13 protein-coding genes and 2 pseudogenes are annotated in these 18632 nt (G+C 36.4%); 1 reads left to right on the top strand and 14 read right to left on the bottom strand.

Going from position 1 to position 18632, the window contains the following annotated elements:
* The first annotated feature begins 350 nt into the window (after nt 1-350).
* Nucleotides 351-536 carry a hypothetical protein gene (locus AC0L0O_RS05745; protein WP_000461128.1) on the top strand — a complete coding sequence of 62 codons (186 nt, stop codon included), beginning with the start codon at nt 351-353 and terminating at the stop codon, nt 534-536.
* Nucleotides 537-849: 313 nt separating this feature from the next.
* Here AC0L0O_RS05745 and AC0L0O_RS05740 read toward each other — a convergent pair whose 3' ends face one another.
* From AC0L0O_RS05740 to recA, 14 genes and pseudogenes are all read right to left on the bottom strand, one after another.
* Nucleotides 850-1836, bottom strand: coding sequence for a choloylglycine hydrolase family protein (locus AC0L0O_RS05740; RefSeq protein WP_473785654.1), 987 nt, complete (start codon nt 1834-1836; stop codon nt 850-852).
* Nucleotides 1837-2092: 256 nt separating this feature from the next.
* Entirely contained in the window at nt 2093-4036 is a 1944-nt protein-coding gene (mutL, locus tag AC0L0O_RS05735) for a DNA mismatch repair endonuclease MutL (RefSeq protein ID WP_000516475.1), read from the bottom strand.
* Between the two features lie 8 nt (nt 4037-4044).
* Nucleotides 4045-6723, bottom strand: coding sequence for a DNA mismatch repair protein MutS (gene mutS / locus AC0L0O_RS05730; protein ID WP_000196009.1), 2679 nt, complete (start codon nt 6721-6723; stop codon nt 4045-4047).
* A 181-nt stretch (nt 6724-6904) separates the two neighbouring features.
* Nucleotides 6905-7447: an outer spore coat protein CotE gene (cotE, locus tag AC0L0O_RS05725; RefSeq protein WP_001288800.1), complete on the bottom strand. Its 543-nt coding sequence runs from the start codon at nt 7445-7447 to the stop codon at nt 6905-6907.
* A 125-nt stretch (nt 7448-7572) separates the two neighbouring features.
* The gene (locus AC0L0O_RS05720) at nt 7573-8004 is read right to left on the bottom strand and encodes a YlbF/YmcA family competence regulator (protein WP_000870462.1); all 432 of its coding nucleotides are present in this window, start codon (nt 8002-8004) and stop codon (nt 7573-7575) included.
* A gap of 3 nt (nt 8005-8007) precedes the next feature.
* Nucleotides 8008-9537, bottom strand: coding sequence for a tRNA (N6-isopentenyl adenosine(37)-C2)-methylthiotransferase MiaB (gene miaB / locus AC0L0O_RS05715; RefSeq protein ID WP_001005400.1), 1530 nt, complete (start codon nt 9535-9537; stop codon nt 8008-8010).
* A 427-nt stretch (nt 9538-9964) separates the two neighbouring features.
* Nucleotides 9965-10831, bottom strand: coding sequence for a 2-oxoacid:ferredoxin oxidoreductase subunit beta (locus AC0L0O_RS05710; RefSeq protein WP_000190154.1), 867 nt, complete (start codon nt 10829-10831; stop codon nt 9965-9967).
* Nucleotides 10818-12575, bottom strand: a complete 1758-nt coding sequence (locus AC0L0O_RS05705; protein ID WP_000625423.1) for a 2-oxoacid:acceptor oxidoreductase subunit alpha — start codon at nt 12573-12575, stop codon at nt 10818-10820. The genes AC0L0O_RS05710 and AC0L0O_RS05705 overlap by 14 nt, the downstream gene beginning before the upstream one ends.
* A 227-nt stretch (nt 12576-12802) precedes the next feature.
* Nucleotides 12803-13726, bottom strand: coding sequence for a dipeptidase (locus AC0L0O_RS05700; protein WP_000688030.1), 924 nt, complete (start codon nt 13724-13726; stop codon nt 12803-12805).
* 59 nt (nt 13727-13785) lie between these two features.
* Nucleotides 13786-14046 (bottom strand): stage V sporulation protein SpoVS, encoded by a 261-nt coding sequence (spoVS, locus tag AC0L0O_RS05695; protein WP_000404341.1) that lies wholly within the window; start codon nt 14044-14046, stop codon nt 13786-13788.
* Between the two features lie 148 nt (nt 14047-14194).
* Nucleotides 14195-14989 carry a TIGR00282 family metallophosphoesterase gene (locus AC0L0O_RS05690; protein ID WP_001221095.1) on the bottom strand — a complete coding sequence of 265 codons (795 nt, stop codon included), beginning with the start codon at nt 14987-14989 and terminating at the stop codon, nt 14195-14197.
* 165 nt (nt 14990-15154) lie between these two features.
* Entirely contained in the window at nt 15155-16717 is a 1563-nt protein-coding gene (rny, locus tag AC0L0O_RS05685; protein ID WP_000099773.1) for a ribonuclease Y, read from the bottom strand.
* A 482-nt stretch (nt 16718-17199) separates the two neighbouring features.
* A pseudogene (locus tag AC0L0O_RS05680) lies at nt 17200-17622 on the bottom strand (recombinase RecA family protein); the annotation flags it as partial.
* Nucleotides 17623-17949: 327 nt separating this feature from the next.
* A pseudogene (recA, locus tag AC0L0O_RS05675) lies at nt 17950-18558 on the bottom strand (recombinase RecA); the annotation flags it as partial.
* Between the last annotated feature and the right edge of the window lie 74 nt (nt 18559-18632).

Below are 18632 nucleotides of genomic sequence, written 5' to 3'. Positions count from 1 at the left end.
TTTTATGAGAAAAGTTTCAGTTTTTTTTCAATTCCCTTTCAGTTATGAAACAGCATTAAATGTTCCTAATAACATAATAACACTATAATATCCCGCATTATATTATCAGGAAAACCCTATATGAAACATATTATAAAAACAATTTATATCGAATATATATGCAAAATTCACTTCACTAATAAATGAAAGAAATCATTATCATATATTTTTCACATTCTTTTCCTTTGAAATATTTCAGTAAGTACGCAATTAAATTCCATTAACCTATATAAATAACTAGTCCAAAAAAAATCTATATGCATATCATGTTATAGTAAAGAATTCAGGAAATCGTAAAAGGAGGCATTTTCATGTTTGAAGATAAATCTAAAATAAACTACCCGTATGAATTTACTGAAACTACAACAATCCCTCTAAAAAACCCCATCAATAAAAATTTCAAAAACGGCTCTGGTACACATACTTTCCCAATTAAGAAGCACTATAAAGAACAGGTGTTATATACGGAAAAAATTAATAATAATAAAAATAAATAAGCGTATAGTTATGTTTTTAGTAATGTATAAATATTTTTATACAATTCATGTACTTTTAAAAAGTGCTGATATACAGCGCTTTTTTATACATAGATAATAGAAGAACAAAAAAGTATGGATATTTTCCACGCTTTTTTGTTCTTTACTATTTATAAATGGAGTACGTCCATGTTTATTTCACCTAATAGTACTTTAATGGGCCTTCTAGAAGTCATTGGATTGAATTTATATCCCTTCCAATCCCTACTTTTTATAGGCATTATTGCTCTATTATATATATTCTAAAATTTACCAAAGGTTGTTTCAAGGCTACTTAGTTCTCATAAAATATTTTTTGTTTCCGTTGGAACGGATAGGCTTTAATCTCATCTGTATCTAAATTTTCATGAAATAAATGAACAGCTATAATTTGTCTACAATCGTAAGTATGATAATAATATGTTCCGGATTCCATACACATTACGCTTGTATATATGGTATTATCTAATGCACCTTCTTCTGTTATTACTCCACCTTTAGGAACCTCACAATTTGATAAGATATGAAAAAGGGCTGATACTCCCTCTTCTTCGCTATCTATACCTTGAATGTTTTGTTTGCCATATGCTGCCCGCACAAACCTCGATGGCGGGGTGAAATCCCCTGGAAGTCCCATTGAGCCCGAGCCTTGGCCAAAAGCACTTAATGGTAAATAACTCCACTCTGTTGGCGCGAATGGCTGCGATTTAAGGCCTATATATTGTCTTAAATTTTGTAAATGCCAATTAAACTCCGGACTATTCGTCATCACTCCTAGTGGGTTATCATACAATTTTAATCCTTCACTTGTCGGCTCCAGTACAATGCAATCTCCCCATTTATCCGCTAAAATCCAATGTAGTGGTGGCGTAAGTCCTAAATCCGGTAATGGTATATCCAAAAAGGTAATGCTATCTACAGATTTCTTTAACTCTTTGACAGAATTGAATTGTGTAAGACTCCAAGCTACAAAATCAAATGGAGCCAAATTCATTTTATTGTCATCTATGCTTTGACTATAAGTAGCGAATCCTGGAAAATAGAGTGTTGCGCATGTCATACCTGCCTCATTTACTCCGTCCGCCATAATGATCCTTCCTTGATGATTAATTCCCATTCCAACCGTAGCATGTTTCGTATTAATGATTTCACCCGTTATATTATTCCACTGGTAATGTCGAGGAATGATTATTACTTCTTGATTCATATCTAATGTGAAGTCCATCGTTCTTGCAAAAAGATGCTGACCGTTTTTTGTCTCTAATGTCAAACTAGTACACATAAAGAACACCCCATTTTATGATTTTATCTACACTTTACATAATTCTGATAAATCTGTAAATTAAAAACCTCTTTCCTTACAAAAATTGAGAAAGCACATATAAAGTACAAATAGGTTGGGATTATCTCTAATTTCAAACTATAGTTATAAAAGAAATATACTAAAAAGGAGCGACTTGTTACTATCGCTCCTTTTTATTTCTCTCTATATTTTACTAAACTAACCAGACATCATTTTTTCTCTATGAACATGTCCCCTACATAACCCTCTTAAACATCTTCTCCAACTCATAAGTAGAATGATGCACAAGAATTGGTCTTCCGTGCGGGCATGTGTATGGGTTTGTTGTTGTACGAAGTTCTTCCAGTAAAGCAAATATTTGATCGTTCGTTAAATATTGATTTGCTTTAATTGAAGCTTTACAGCTCATCATGATGGCTGCTTCTTCACGTAATTTTTTAATATCAACTTTTTTTAGTTTAACGACCTGCTCCATCATTTCATCGATAATTTCTGTTTCTTGCCCTTTCGGGAACCACGTTGGATGCGAGCGAACGATAAAGGATTGATGGCCGAATTGCTCCAAGAATAGACCGACTTTCTTTAGTTCTTCTAGTTGCTCTTCAACACGTAAAAATTCAGTAAGAGATAAATCAATACGATATGGTACGAGTAGTTCTTGTACTTCTTGCGCTACCCTTCCTACTTTATCACGGAAGTATTCATAATTAATACGTTCCTGCGCGGCATGCTGGTCAATCATATATAAGCCTTTATCATTTTGAGCGAAAATATATGTTCCATGCATTTGTCCAATTGGATAAAGCGGTGGTAAGTCATTCCCGTTCATTTCAATCTCTTTTATTTCCCGAACTTCTTCTTCTAATTCCTCTAGTTCAAAGCCCTCTTCGTTACTGTCCCACGATTTCTCTTCTTGAATTGGCTCTTCAATTATCGGTTTAGTGGATGGTTGCCAACTTTGTTCTTCTCTTACAAGCGATTGTGGTGGTTGCCATTCTTGCTTCGGCGGTTGCCACAGTTGTGTTGGCTGTTTCACAGCCTGCGGTTCTTCTTGTTTTTCATCCATGCCCGTCGGTAAAACGATCTCCGGCATAGATGGTTCTTTCGGCTTCGCATGCTCAAACTGAAACTGTTCTTGCACACTTTCATCTTTTTCTTTTTTCTTCGTTGTTACACCTGCATCTGGAATGAGCTGTATTTTTTTGAATGCTGCTTGCAATGTTTCTTCAATCAGCTTTAGTAATTCTTGTTCTTTACTAAAACGAACTTCTAATTTCGCTGGATGTACGTTAACGTCAACAAGCATTGGATCCATTTCAATTGATAAGAAACCGATTGGATATCGTCCGACTGGCAGTAATGTATGGTATCCTTGCTGAATAGCTTTCATTAATACAAAATTTCGAACGTAACGGCCATTTACGATTGTTGACATATAATTACGAGATGCTCTCGTTACTTCTGGTAATGTTACATAACCTTTAATTGTGAAATCTAAAGATTCAGCTTCAATTGGAACAAGCTTCTTTGCAACTTGAATGCTATAAATCGATGCAAGTACTTGTCTTACATCACCATTTCCTGATGTATGAAGCAATTTCTTTTCATTATGAAATAGCTTTAATGATACTTCTGGATGCGACATTGCAATACGATACACAATATCTGTAATATTCCCAAGCTCTGTATGAATGGTTTTCATATATTTCAGACGCGCTGGTGTATTAAAGAATAAGTTTTGTACTGTAATATCTGTTCCTTTTCGGCTCGCTGTTTTCTCCTGCTTTATAATGTCTCCACCTTTAATAATAAGGTGTGTACCAGGTGCATCACCGGTGCTAGTGATTAATTCTAATTCACTAACTGAGGCAATACTCGGCAATGCCTCACCGCGGAAACCGAGTGTTCTTATGCGAAACAGATCATTTTCATCTTTAATTTTGCTCGTCGCATGTCGTTCAAAAGCAACGATACAATCTTCTTCTGCAATGCCATCTCCGTTATCAATGATGCGAATTTTCGATAAACCAGCTTCTTCTAAGTGGATTTCAATAGATGTACTATTCGCATCGATAGAATTTTCCACAAGTTCTTTTACGACTGAGGCAGGGCGCTCTACTACTTCCCCTGCCGCAATTAAGTTAGAGAGTTGGTCATCGAGTTTGCGAATTTTCCCCATCTACTTACTCATCCTTTCTTTAACTTTTTTTGTAAGCGATACAGTTCGTTCATCGCTTCTAAAGGTGTCATATCAAGTAAATCAATTTTTTTAATTTGCGTCAGCACTGCCGTTTCTTTTGCATCTAGAGCTGGCTTGTCTTGTTTTTTCGAAGACTGCTCTGCGCCAAAGAATGATAGTTGTGATTCTTCTTCATTGTCTACCTTCGTTTCTTCTATTTCTATCGGTTCCTCTTTTACAACTATAGGTTCTGGAATTACTTCTTGCTCTTGCGCTTTCACTTCTACACGCTTTGGAATAACAATTTCTTCCTGTCCTTCTAATTGCGCTAACACTTCTTTTGCTCGAGCGATTAAGCTATCTGGAAGCTCCGCAAGTTGCGCAACGTGAATTCCGTAACTTTTATCTGCTGCTCCGTCTTGAATTTTATGAAGGAAAACTACTTTTCCGTTCTCTTCAATAGCTGAAACGTGTACATTTTTCAGTTGATCTAAACTGTCTTCTAGCACAGTCAATTCATGATAATGCGTAGAGAATAACGTTTTCGCACCAATTTGGTCATGAATATGTTCAATGATTGCTTGTGCAAGTGCCATACCATCATACGTAGATGTACCGCGTCCAATTTCATCGAATAAAATTAAACTTCTTTCTGATGCGTTTGCAATTGCGTTTTTTGCTTCTAACATTTCAACCATAAATGTACTTTGACCTGAAATTAAATCATCCGCTGCACCAATTCTCGTAAAGATTTGGTCAAATACAGGTAATACTGCTTCTGTTGCTGGTACGAAACAACCGATTTGCGACATAACTGTTACAAGTGCTAATTGTCTCATATACGTACTTTTACCAGACATGTTCGGTCCTGTAATTAAAAAGACATCCATATTCTCTGGCATAATACAATCATTCGGTACATACAATTTCCCGTTCAATACTTTTTCAACGACAGGATGACGACCATCTTTAATAAAGATTTCGCGCTTCGTTGTTAGTACAGGTTTTACAAACTGTTCTTCTTCACTAACTGTCGCAAAACTTTGCAGTACGTCTAATTCACTAATTACTTTCGCTAAATGCTGTAATTTCGGAATGAATACTTTTACTTCTTCACGAAGCGCTGTAAATAAATCGTATTCTAGTTGTACAATTTTTTCTTCTGCTTCTAAGATTAATGTTTCTTTTTCTTTTAGTTCATCTGTAATGAAACGTTCCGCATTAGCAAGCGTTTGTTTACGCTCATAGCGTCCTTCTGGTAATGCTCCAAGGTTCGCTTTCGTTACTTCAATGTAGTAACCGAAAATACGGTTGTATCCAATTTTCAACGATTTAATTCCTGTAATATCACGCTCTCGTTTTTCAAGCTCAGCGATCCACGTTTTTCCGTTTTTACTCACATAGCGATATTGATCAAGCTTGTCATTATAACCATCTTTAATAATATCTCCATCTTTAATCGAAAGCGGTGGATTTTCTTGAATACTTCTTCCTAGTAATTCTGTTAGACTCTCACACGGATCTGCACCTTGAATTAATCTCGCTGCATACGCATTATCTAACAAACTAATCGCTTCTAAAATAGCTGGTACTTGCAGTAAAGATCGTCTTAACTGTAATAAGTCCCTTGCATTGACATTACCAAATGCAACTTTCCCTGCTAAACGTTCCAAATCATATACTTCTTTTAACTTTTCTTTTAAATCTTCACGTAGGAAGTAATCATTTACAAACGTTTCAACCATTTCTAAACGCTCTTCAATTCGTTCTTTCTGTATAAGTGGACGTTCCATCCACTGTTTTAACATACGACCACCCATAGCCGTTTTCGTCTTATCTAATAGCCATAGTAAAGATCCTGTTTTTTCTTTCGTTCGAAGTGTTTCTGTTAGCTCTAAATTTCGCTTTGAATGCACATCAATTTTCATAAATTGATTCGTATAATAAATTTCCACAGGCTGTAAATGATCTAATGAACGTTTTTGCGTTCTTATTACATAGTTAAATAAGCGCCCAACTGCTTTAATTAGCTTTGCTTGTGAAACGTTTTTCACAAGATGTTCTAACCCTTCTGGGATTGCCGTTGCATCTTCATATGAAATCGTCATCTTTAACGTTTCCGTTAACTTGTTTAATTCATCTTTTGAAAAGGAAGAATCTACAACAATTTCTTTCGAACCAGTTGCATACACTTCTAATAAAATATCTTCTACTGAACCAGTCAATAACGTTACTGTATTTTGTCCAGTCGTTAAATCGTTACAAGCTAACGCATATGACCCATCTTCAAAATGTGTTAATGCGGCTAAGAAGTTATTTTCTTTCTCATCAATCGTACGCCCTTCCATCATCGTTCCTGGCGTAATTAATTGTACGACTTCACGGCGCACTACACCTTTAGCTGTTTTTGGATCTTCTACTTGCTCACAAACCGCTACTTTATATCCTTTTTCAACAAGTTGTTCAATATAGTTTTTAGCCGCATGATACGGTACACCGCACATCGGTATACGTTCACTACTACCACCGTCTCGGCTCGTTAATGTAATTTCAAGTTCGTGGGCTGCTTTAACAGCATCCTCAAAGAACATTTCATAAAAATCACCTAAGCGGAAAAATAAAAAGGCATCTTGATAGTCTGCCTTAACTTTTAAATATTGCTGTATCATAGGGGTATATTGCGTCATACTTCTCCTCCATAATTCTTACATAATAATCTATATTCATATATGTCACATTTCACGGACATCCATATCTCCTATTTCAGGAGTCTTTCTTCATTATAGCACATTTCATTAGGATTCATGTTCATCCAAGCATCACTTATGTAAAGTAAAAAGCTAGGAAGAACTTCTCCCTAGCTTTCTATTACTCTTCTTCTGCATCAACGATAAAGTTTGGATCTAACTCTTCAAACTCATCATCATCGATTTGGAAATCTTCGTCTGATTCTACACAACCTTCCGGATTTACACTTACACAAATTTTCGTTTCACCAACTACTTCTGTTACAAATTCACGTTCTACCGTTACAACAATTTTATTACCATTTGGTGATACAAGAGCTTCTAAACAATTTGGTGGCTGAATGACACGAGCAATAATTTCTAAATCATCACCTGAAAAGTTTTTATCACGATAGCCAATACTTACTTCATCCGTGTAGTTCACACGTTCTGTTACAACTTCTGTCTTTGTATTGCCATCAAATGAATACCAAGTGTTCACATCATAGAAACCTTCAATTTCCACATGTTTTCCATTCTTTCTTGCTTCGTACGAGTGGTTAATTACCCAGCACCCTAAAATACTTGTTGGCTCATTATTCGATTCACATGTATGCGTTGACTTTGTATACTTACGTCCTTTTCCAACCACTGCTTTTGTAATAATCTCTCTAAATTCGGACATTCGTAACCCTCCTCAATCACTATTCACTTAATCATATGCGTGACAATAGCGGAATGTGTCATTCTTTTTTTGAGAAGAACTTACGTTTAATCCACTAAAAAAAGAGATGTCATTTCGACATCTCTTTAACAACCACAATTTCCTTTTTTACTTTCTACCGCTGCGCCCGTTTCACCCTTCAATACATCGCCATTAGTTGAAATTAATATTTCATCTGTTACGTTGTTAGAAATCGTACTTGCAACTAGCTGTAGTAAGTCATTTACATATGTTTGTGAAGATTTAAATTCTTGTACAACTGGGATACTATCTAACTTATCTTGCAAGGCATCAATTTCAGCTTCTACTTTTTTCAAAGCTTCCCATTTCCCGTAATGTTGCAAGTTTACTGCTTGTTTTTGCAGTGCTTTAATTTCATCAATTGCGCGCTTTACGTTTTCATTTTTATGAATTTGCGCCTCTGCTTTCTTAAAGAAATCAACTTCTTCTGTTTCAGAAATCATTTTTGCTAATTCTTTCGCTTGCTCAACAATTTCATCTTTCGAATATACTTTCATCTATTATTCCACCTCAATCGGCTCTTCAACTAATTCTCCGTTAAGAGACCAAGTTTTTGCATCCGTTACTTTTACTTTCACAAGCTGACCAATTAAAGACTTTGGAGCAACGAAGTTTACAAGTTTATTCGTACGAGTATAACCTGCAAGTACTTCTGGATTATTTTTACTTTCCCCATCAACTAACACTTCTACAATTTGACCTTTATAACGATCATTCTTTTCAATTGCCAATTTATTTACTAATGCATTTAAGCGTTGAAGACGTTCTTTCTTTACTTCCATCGGTACATTGTCTTTCATTTTTGCAGCTGGTGTACCTTCACGCGGAGAATAAATAAAGGTAAAGGCAGTATCAAATCCTACTTCACGATACAACGACATCGTTTCTTCAAATTGCTCATCTGTTTCATTCGGGAAACCGACGATAATATCAGTTGTTAATACCGCGTTTGGAATTGCTTCTTTAATTTTTCTTACAAGCTCTAAATAATGCTCACGTGAATATTTACGCGCCATAATTTTTAACATTTCTGTGCTTCCAGATTGAACTGGTAAGTGAATATGTTCTACTAAGTTTCCGCCTTTTCCAAGCACTTCAATTAAGTGATCATCGAAATCGCGTGGATGGCTCGTTGTAAAACGAATACGGGCAATATCAACTTTACGGAGTTCGTCCATTAAATCGCCAAGACCGTATTCTATATCTTCAAAGTCTTTACCATATGCATTTACGTTCTGTCCAAGTAACGTAATTTCTTTATAACCATTCGCAGCTAAATGACGAATCTCTTGGATAATGTCTTCTGGACGTCTGCTTCGCTCTTTTCCGCGTGTATACGGTACGATACAATATGTACAGAACTTATCACAGCCATACATAATATTTACCCAAGCTTTAATATCACCACGGCGTACTTTCGGAAGGTTTTCAATTACGTCTCCTTCTTTGGACCAAACTTCAACTACCGTCTCCTTCGAGAACATTGCATCTTTTAGAATGTACGGTAATCTATGAATATTATGCGTTCCAAACACCATATCTACATGCTGATTTTTTTGCATAATTTTATTTACAACAGATTCCTCTTGAGACATACAACCACATACACCAATTAAAAGGTCCGGATTTCTTCGTTTTAGTGACTTTAAATGACCTAGTTCACCGAACACTTTATTTTCAGCATTTTCACGAATGGCACAAGTATTTAATAATACTACATCTGCGTCTTCAGTTGAAAAGGTTGGTTCATATCCCAGTGCAGTGAAAATACCCGCCATTACTTCTGTATCATGCTCATTCATTTGACAACCGTATGTACGAATATAAAACTTTCTTCCTGTACCAAAATTGCGAAACTCTTCAGGCAAGCCAAAATCCCGTTCAATTTTAACTTCTTCTTTCCCTCGTTTTTTCGCGTCTTTTAAGGAAGGTGGTTGGTATACACTTTCAAAGTATTTGCTATAATCTTTCTCTTCTTTTTTCGTAGAGGAATTCACTTGTTGACTTGCTAATCGTTGTTGCTCGTTCATCGGTAATCTCCTTTCACCCTTAACTATACACACTCTATAGTCCATTTTAATGCGCTTAGACCCACCTCAAAAATGGTTAGATAGCTTGAGAGATACTTGTCCTTTGAAACTTGAGTAATCAATCTAATCATCTATAAGAATGAAGTCTTCCCCACACAAATAGACATTCCCTTTTTGTATTTCTTTTGTCCTACTCAAAAGCATATTGCTTTATCCCTATAAACATTACCATAGTATGAAGCGTTTCGCCAATTTTTACAAAGAAGAAGGCTTATCCTATTATTACATTTCCTAGTTAATGAACATGCAATTTTCATACAACGATTTATATATTATTTTACCATTCTGAATTTTCTAAGTAAATAAAACTACCTTATATTTTTACTTATTAAAAAAGGTTGCCAAATGGCAACCTCCTCTTCTTACATTACATAAATTCAGCAACAAGCTCATCAAACATTTTCTGATCCATATTTAAATCAGATTGCACTAAAGGCTTCTCACTATAGCCTTTTACTAGTTCTTGGTATGAAGGTTGCGCTGTATTTTGATAAATTAAACCTGTTACTAATCCGTTATTTTCCATTAATGTTTGCATAGCCATCATGCGATTAGACGGATCATATCCTTCTACTGTACTTAGTTTTGTTAAATTCTCTTTAAACCAATCGTAAGTATTTACTTTATTGTAAGTAACACATGGGCTGAACACGTTAATTAATGAAAATCCTTTATGATTAATACCAGCTTCAATAATTTGTGTTAATTCTTTTAAATCACTTGAAAAGCTTTGTGCCACAAATGTTGCACCAGCTGTTAAAGCCATTTCCATAACATTTAATGACGGTTCAATAGAACCTTGTGGTGTACTTTTCGTTTTAAATCCAGCTTCACTACGTGGTGAAGTTTGCCCTTTTGTTAATCCGTAAATTTGGTTATCCATTACGATGTACGTAATGTCAATGTTACGACGAATAGAATGGATTGTATGTCCCATACCAATCGCAAATCCATCACCGTCACCACCTGATGCGATAACTGTTAAATCACGGTTTGCCATTTTCACACCTTGTGCAATTGGAAGGGCACGACCATGAATACTATGCACACCATATGAATTAATATAACCTGAAATACGACCTGAACAGCCGATACCAGAAATAACAGCAAGTTCATCTGGATTTAAGCCAACGTTAGCTGCCGCACGTTGAATTGCAGCTTGCACCGAGAAGTCTCCGCAACCTGGGCACCAGTTTGGTTTTACACTGTTACGAAAGTCCTTAAATGTTGCCATTTAATACAACCCCTTTTTTGCATTCGTTGTAAATCTCTTTCGGCAAGAATGGGTTTCCATCATATTTTAAAAGACTAGAAATTTTCTCACCGTTTCCAAGATTCATTTTCATAATGTTAGCAAGTTGACCTGTTGCATTGTTTTCTACCACTACAACACGCTTCGCTTTTTTCACAAGTGGATCGATTTCAGCTGTTGGGAACGGGTGAATTAAACGCACATGAGCATGGTTTACTTTCATACCCTCTTGTTCTAAGCGCTCCATCGCTTCTTCGATCGCACCACGAGTTGAGTTAAATCCAACAAGCAATACGTCTGCTTCTTCATGCTTAACATTTTTATAAACAGGGGTATTAAACTTCAAGTTCTCCATTTTACGGAAACGTTTGTCCATTTGATCTTTACGGTTTAATGCTGATTCAGATGGTTTACCAGTTTCATCATGTTCTACACCTGTAACATGGTGAACACCATTTTTCATACCAGGTAAAACACGTGGTGAAACGCCATCTTCTGTTACTTCATAACGCTTGAAGTATGCTTTATTTTCACGTTCTGGTAATTCCGCTTCTAAATCAAGCTTACCACGACGAATTTCCACTTTATCTAACTTAAGTGGTTCTACTGTCTGTTTCCCTAAAGAAAGCTGTAAATCTGTTAAGAAAATAACAGGTACTTGATATTCTTCAGATAAGTTAAACGCTTCTACAATATCATAGAATGCTTCTTCAACTGTACTTGGCGCCATTACGATTTTTGGAATTTCACCGTGCGTACCGTAAATCATTGCCATTAAATCAGACTGCTCTTGTTTCGTTGGTAATCCTGTACTTGGACCACCACGTTGTGTATCAACAATTACTAATGGCGTTTCTGTAATACCTGCTAAACCAATCGCTTCCATCATTAAAGATAGACCTGGACCAGCAGATGCAGTTAATGTACGAACACCAGCATAGTTTGCACCGATTGCCATTGTACAAGCTGCAATTTCATCCTCAGTTTGGATTACTGTTCCGCCGACTTTTGGCAATTTTTTAATTAAGTATTCCATAATTTCAGATGCAGGTGTAATTGGATATGCAGACATAAAGCGAGCACCACCAGCTACTGCACCAAATGCGATCGCATCGTTCCCAATCATAAACATGCGCTTCTGACCATCAGCTTTTTCAAGCTGCATCATGTTTACTTTCTCACCTAGTAACTCTTTCATATATTGAGAGCCGCGCTTAATTGCGTCCATATTCTTTTGAACAACTTGCTCTCCTTTACGACCAAAGATCTCTTCAACAACATCTAAATAAGCTGTTTCATCTAATCCTAATACCGCACTTGATGCTCCAACAGCAACCATGTTTTTCATTAACGATGTGCCTAATTCTGAAGCAATATCTGTAAACGGTATCACATATAGATTTACATCTGTATTGTCAGGTATTGTCGGATTAAATTTCGCATCTGCAACTACAATCCCGCCCGGACGTAGTTCGTGGAAGTTAAAATCAATTGTTTCTTGATCAAAAGCAATTAAAATATCTAAATCATCTGAGATCGCGCGTACTTCTGTTGTACTTACACGAATTTTATTATTTGTATGGCCGCCTTTAATACGTGATGAGAAGTGGCGGTAACCGTATAGGTAATATCCTAATCGGTTTAATGCAATACAGAAGATTTCTCCTGTACTTTCAATTCCTTCACCTTGTTGGCCTCCAACTTTCCATGAAAGTTGACTAATCATCTCCTACACCCCTTTTGGCTGCATTCATTGTAGTGTATTTTTTTACAGTAATAGTTTAGCATTTTTTATGCAAATAAACTACAATGGACGCAAATTATGCCTCTTCTGATTTCCCTGAATCTTTAGTATAAAGCTATTTTGTTTTTCATTCTAGTATTAGGTCTTAAAAAAAGCAATAATATAAAATGAATTAATTCTAATTTTTCTGGATTTTTAAAACAAAAATCTTAAAAGCTTATATGTTCAACAAAATTATCATATAAAAATCGCTCTACAGTAGATGCAGCATAGTGTTTACAAAGCTCATTCACTACATTTTCATAATCTCGATACGCTGATACATTTACAACTGTTTCTAATATCCCATCAAAATCTGAACCAAACCCTATATTATTCTCTCCACCTAATGAACAAATATATTCGATATGTCTTATTATATCTGCTACATTCGCTTGTTTTTCATTTGTTAGAAACTGTGGTACAAAAGTGACACCGATCATGCCATTTCGCTTTATAAGAGCTTTAAGTTGTTCATCGTTTAAATTACGTGGGTGCTGGCAAAGTTTCATACAATTTGAGTGGGAAGCAATCGGATTTTTTGCAATTTCTATCACATCCCAAAAACTTCTTTCATTCAGATGAGACACATCAGTCCATACATGTAACGCATTCAGTTCTTGTACAACATGTTTACCAGAAGTCGTTAAACCCGCCCCACGTGTCTCTAACGCACCATCAGCTAATAGATTAGCATAATTCCATGTTAGTCCAAAAGAACGTACTCCTAGACGATACAACAACCGTAATTTCATTGCATCTTTTCCAATTGCTTCGCATCCTTCTAGTGTCAATATCGCCCCAATCTCGTCCTGTTTTAACATGTTAATATCATCTTTTGTCTGAATAAACTTCACACCCGGGAGGGATAAAATTTCATTATAAAAAATATCTACCATTTGCAATGATACTTCAAATCGGTTTTCATATGCCACTGTTTCTGGCACATATATAGCAAAACATTGTATACTTTCTTTTCTTCTCTTTAACTGTTCAAATGTAATATGTAATTGCGGATCATGTTTAAAATCCTTTTTCCCTTGTGCACTCCATAACTGAAGAAGCACATCACAATGAGCATCAAAAATTTTCATTTTCATTCCTCCATTATAAAAACAACCTGTTTGCATACTGCAAACAGGTTGTTTAAAACTTAACGAGGTTCTACAATTAATTTTATTGCTGTACGTTCTTCCCCATCAATCATAATATCCGTAAACGCTGGGATACAAATCAGGTCCAAACCACTAGGCGCTACAAATCCTCTTGCAATTGCTACTGCCTTTACCGCTTGGTTCAATGCACCTGCACCAATGGCTTGAATTTCTGCTGTTCCGCGTTCGCGAATAACACCTGCAAGTGCACCAGCTACAGAATTAGGGACCGACGTTGCTTTAACTTTTAATATTTCCATTCCGCGTTTCCTCCTCGTTTCTATAAAAAGTATTAGCAATTATTTCACTTTAACTTATATTCACGAGGAATGACACGTATTCCTGCTAAATTTCTGTAATTTTTCTAAAAAATTAAAAAATAATAACTTATCTAAATTTTAATAGGGATTACTCAAAAAATGGCTGATCATCATTAATTAAGATACGCTCAATTTTCTTAGCTTTTCCTGTATTAGGATCCACATCAATTAGCACTGCACTTAATTGTGTTCTACCATTTGTCACTTCAAATCGCACTGGTAAGTTTGTTAAAAACTTCTTCAATACTGCTTCTCGGTCCATACCTAAAATTCCATCGTACGGTCCTGTCATACCAACATCTGTGATATATGCCGTTCCGCTCGGTAAAATGCGATTATCTGCTGTAGGAACATGCGTATGTGTACCTACTACCGCTGTAGCACGACCATCTACATACCAACCTAACGCTTGTTTTTCACTTGTCGTTTCCGCATGGAAATCAACAAAGATAATATTCGTACGTTTTTTCGCAATGTTAATTAATTCATCCACTTTACGGAATGGACAATCAATTGGAGGAAGGAATGTACGTCCTTGTAAGTTAATAACTGCAACTTCTGTTCCATTACAGTTCACAAAAATAAGCCCTTTTCCTGGAGTTCCTTCTGGGAAGTTAGCTGGTCTTGCAAGATATTTTGCATCATCAATAAATTCAAATACTTCACGGTTATCCCAAGCGTGATTTCCTAGTGTAACCGCTTGTGCTCCGCATTCTAAAAAGTTTCGGTATATTTTTTCCGTAATTCCACGTCCACCTGCTGCATTTTCTCCATTAATAATGGTTACTGTAGGTGTATATTTTTTCTTTAGTGCCGGTACGTATTGTTGAATCATACCTCTACCAGGAGATCCTACTACATCTCCAACAAATAATATTCTCATATGTCTTACCCTTCCTATGTACTACATTTTTTTATTACTATAGCTTCAAGTGATTTCCTTACAATATATTTATTATAAGTTTGTTTCACTTGTATGCTAGGTATAACTAATTTCCTTTATTTTAACCCATTCCAACACAAAAAAATAAAGTGGTGTTTCACCACTTTATTTTGCGTATTCCACTGCACGTGTTTCACGAATAACAGTTACTTTAATATGTCCTGGGTAATCCAGTTCATTTTCAATACGTTTTCGAATATCACGAGCTAAACGATGAGCTTCTAAATCATCAATTGTATCTGGTTTTACCAAAATACGAACTTCTCGTCCTGCTTGAATTGCGAAAGATTTTTCTACGCCTTCATAAGACTCTGAAATCTCTTCTAACTTTTCAAGACGACGAATATAGTTCTCAAGTGTTTCACTACGAGCTCCAGGTCTTGCAGCTGATAATGCATCTGCTGCTGCAACTAAAACTGCAATGATAGAAGTTGGTTCTGTGTCCCCATGGTGAGATGCAATACTGTTTATAACTACAGGATGCTCTTTATATTTCGTTGCGAGTTCAACACCAATTTCAACGTGGCTACCTTCTACTTCATGGTCAATCGCTTTACCGATATCATGTAATAGACCAGCACGTCTTGCTAGTTTTTCATCCTCACCAAGCTCTGCTGCCATAAGTCCAGTTAAATATGCAACTTCCATAGAGTGTTTTAAGACGTTTTGTCCGTAACTTGTACGGTATTTTAAACGACCTAAAATCTTAATTAAATCTGGATGTAAACCGTGAACACCCACTTCAAACGTTGTTTGCTCTCCGACTTCACGAATATACTCGTCCACTTCACGTCTTGATTTTTCGACCATCTCTTCAATACGCGCTGGGTGAATACGTCCGTCCTGTACTAGTTTATCAAGAGCGATACGAGCTGTTTCACGACGAATTGGGTCGAATCCAGAAAGGATAACCGCTTCTGGTGTATCATCGATAATTAGGTCAATACCTGTTAACGTTTCTAACGTACGAATATTTCGACCTTCACGTCCGATAATACGTCCCTTCATTTCGTCATTTGGAAGATTTACAACCGAAACGGTTGTTTCAGCAACATGATCAGCTGCACATCTCTGCATTGCAAGAGATAAAATCTCTTTTGCTTTCTTATCTGCTTCTTCTTTCGCACGAACTTCACTTTCTTTTACCATTACGGCAATTTCATGAGAAACTTCACTTTCTACTTTACCAAGAATAATTGCTTTCGCTTGTTCGCGTGTCAGATTGGAAATGCGCTCTAATTCTGTTTGTTGCTTTTGAACTAACTCTCCCACTTTGCTTTCCAACTCTTCAATCTGTTGTTGTCTCGCTACAAGAGAATCCTCTTTCTTTTCTAACTGTAGCTCGCGTTTATCGAGCGTTTCGTCTTTACGATCAAGGTTCTCTTCTTTTTGCATTAAACGATTTTCTTGTTTTTGTAATTCGCTTCTACGGTCACGAATTTCTAATTCAGCTTCTGTACGAAGTGTATGAATTTCATCCTTTGCTTCTAATAGCGCTTCTTTCTTAAGTGCTTCAGCCTCACGATTCGCTTCGTCTAGAATACGTTTCGCTTCATTAGCTGCACCATTAATCTTCGCTTCAGCAATAGACTTTCGAACAAAAAAGCCAACAACTGCACCGACTGTTGCAAGCAAAATGGAGATGAGTATCCAAACTGTACTACTCATGATTTCACCTCCCCTTGCTATGAATGAAAAAAGACTGTCGGCATGTACATTGAATACCAACATACAGCAAAGACCGTCGTCCCACTTTTTTCAAGGGACTTTCTTCATTTCACAATTAAAATGTCATATTATTATTTCGGCAAGATTTAAGTCTTACTCCGAATATTACTTCTCTTCTTGAGAAGAGTGTTTCGTATATAAGAAAAAATATACATTCTCATTGTATCTATCGCAATTTTCATTGTCAAGCGTTGTCTACTTTTACTTTCTTTACCTTCAGCCCTAATTCATATATGAATTTAAAAAGCTGACAGCATATTATCCTGGAAAACCTTAGTAAATTCCAGTTTATTCATGTGAAACGTGTATATCCCCCTCTTTATACATAATCTTTTAGGTAGATTAAATATTTTATCTCCAACGATATAGAACGCTTTCATAATGATACAAAAATAAAAGACACGAAGCCGTGTCTTTTATTTTTAATCAAGAAGATTTGGATCTTCCATACCTTCAGCACCAGAATCTTCGCTAATTCCGTGATGCTCACGAATAAAGAAGGCAATTTCTTCTCTTAAATCCGTATTTTCTTTTAAGAACTGCTTCGAATTTTCACGACCTTGTCCTAAGCGTTCTTCATTATAAGAGTACCAAGCACCGCTCTTTTGAACGATATCAAGTTCAGAGGCCATATCTAAGATTTCACCTTCTCTTGAAATACCTTCTCCGTACATAATATCAACTTCCGCAACACGGAATGGTGGTGCCACTTTATTTTTAACTACTTTTACTTTTGTTTTATTACCAACGATGTCGTTACCTTGTTTTAATTGCTCCGCACGACGCACTTCAAGACGAACAGTTGAATAGAATTTCAACGCACGACCACCTGGAGTTGTTTCTGGCACTATCTATAGATTTTCCATCTCTATAGTCCGGACTATCTCTTCATCTCTTTACAGAGAGCCTTGCACTTCCAGCAGTAGCCTATCATCTGCCGTACCCTACTCAGTTAACTAAAAGTCCTTTTCGGTAGTCTCTACACCTTCCCCATATCACTATGGAGCTTGGCACGGTATTACCCTGAATAATGGTGGGCTTCACCGTTAGCAACTATATGAATAGTTACACCCTTAGGCAATAAGGTTCACAAGGTTTTTTAACATGCTATCACTAGCAAGGGAAACCCATGGTAAACTCCTTAATCTTTACGATTAAGCAACTTGTAGTTGATTTCCGAACATAACCCCAACTTTTTCACGAATTTGGTTAATAAAGATTGCGATTGTTTTTGATTTATTGATTGCACCTGAAAGTTTACGAAGTGCTTGAGACATTAGACGAGCTTGTAAACCTACGTGTGAGTCACCCATGTCTCCTTCAATTTCAGCTTTCGGTACAAGAGCTGCTACAGAGTCAATTACGATAATATCAACCGCACCACTTCGTACAAGTGCTTCTGCGATTTCTAAACCTTGCTCCCCTGTATCAGGTTGTGATAATAGTAATTCATCGATGTTAACACCTAGTTTTTGTGCATATACAGGATCCATTGCATGCTCAGCATCAATGAACGCTGCTTGTCCACCTTGACGCTGTACTTCTGCAATTGCGTGTAATGAAACTGTTGTTTTACCTGAACTTTCAGGTCCGTAAATTTCGATAATACGGCCGCGTGGGTATCCGCCTACCCCTAATGCCACATCAAGTGCTAAAGAACCACTAGAAACCGTAGAAACTTTGCGCTCTGCTTGTTCTCCTAATTTCATAATTGAACCTTTACCGAATTGCTTCTCTATTTGTTTTAACGCCATATCTAACGCTGCTTGACGATCACTCATTCAAAATTCCTCCTTAACTGAATTGCTAATCTTATTATACCTATTTTCAATTCAATTTGCCAACAAAAATCGAA

It is taken from the genome of Bacillus sp. GS3m_15504, assembly GCF_055825275.1.
Note: the sequence above shows the minus strand (reverse complement) of the source record. Positions and strands in the feature narration are given on the sequence as shown.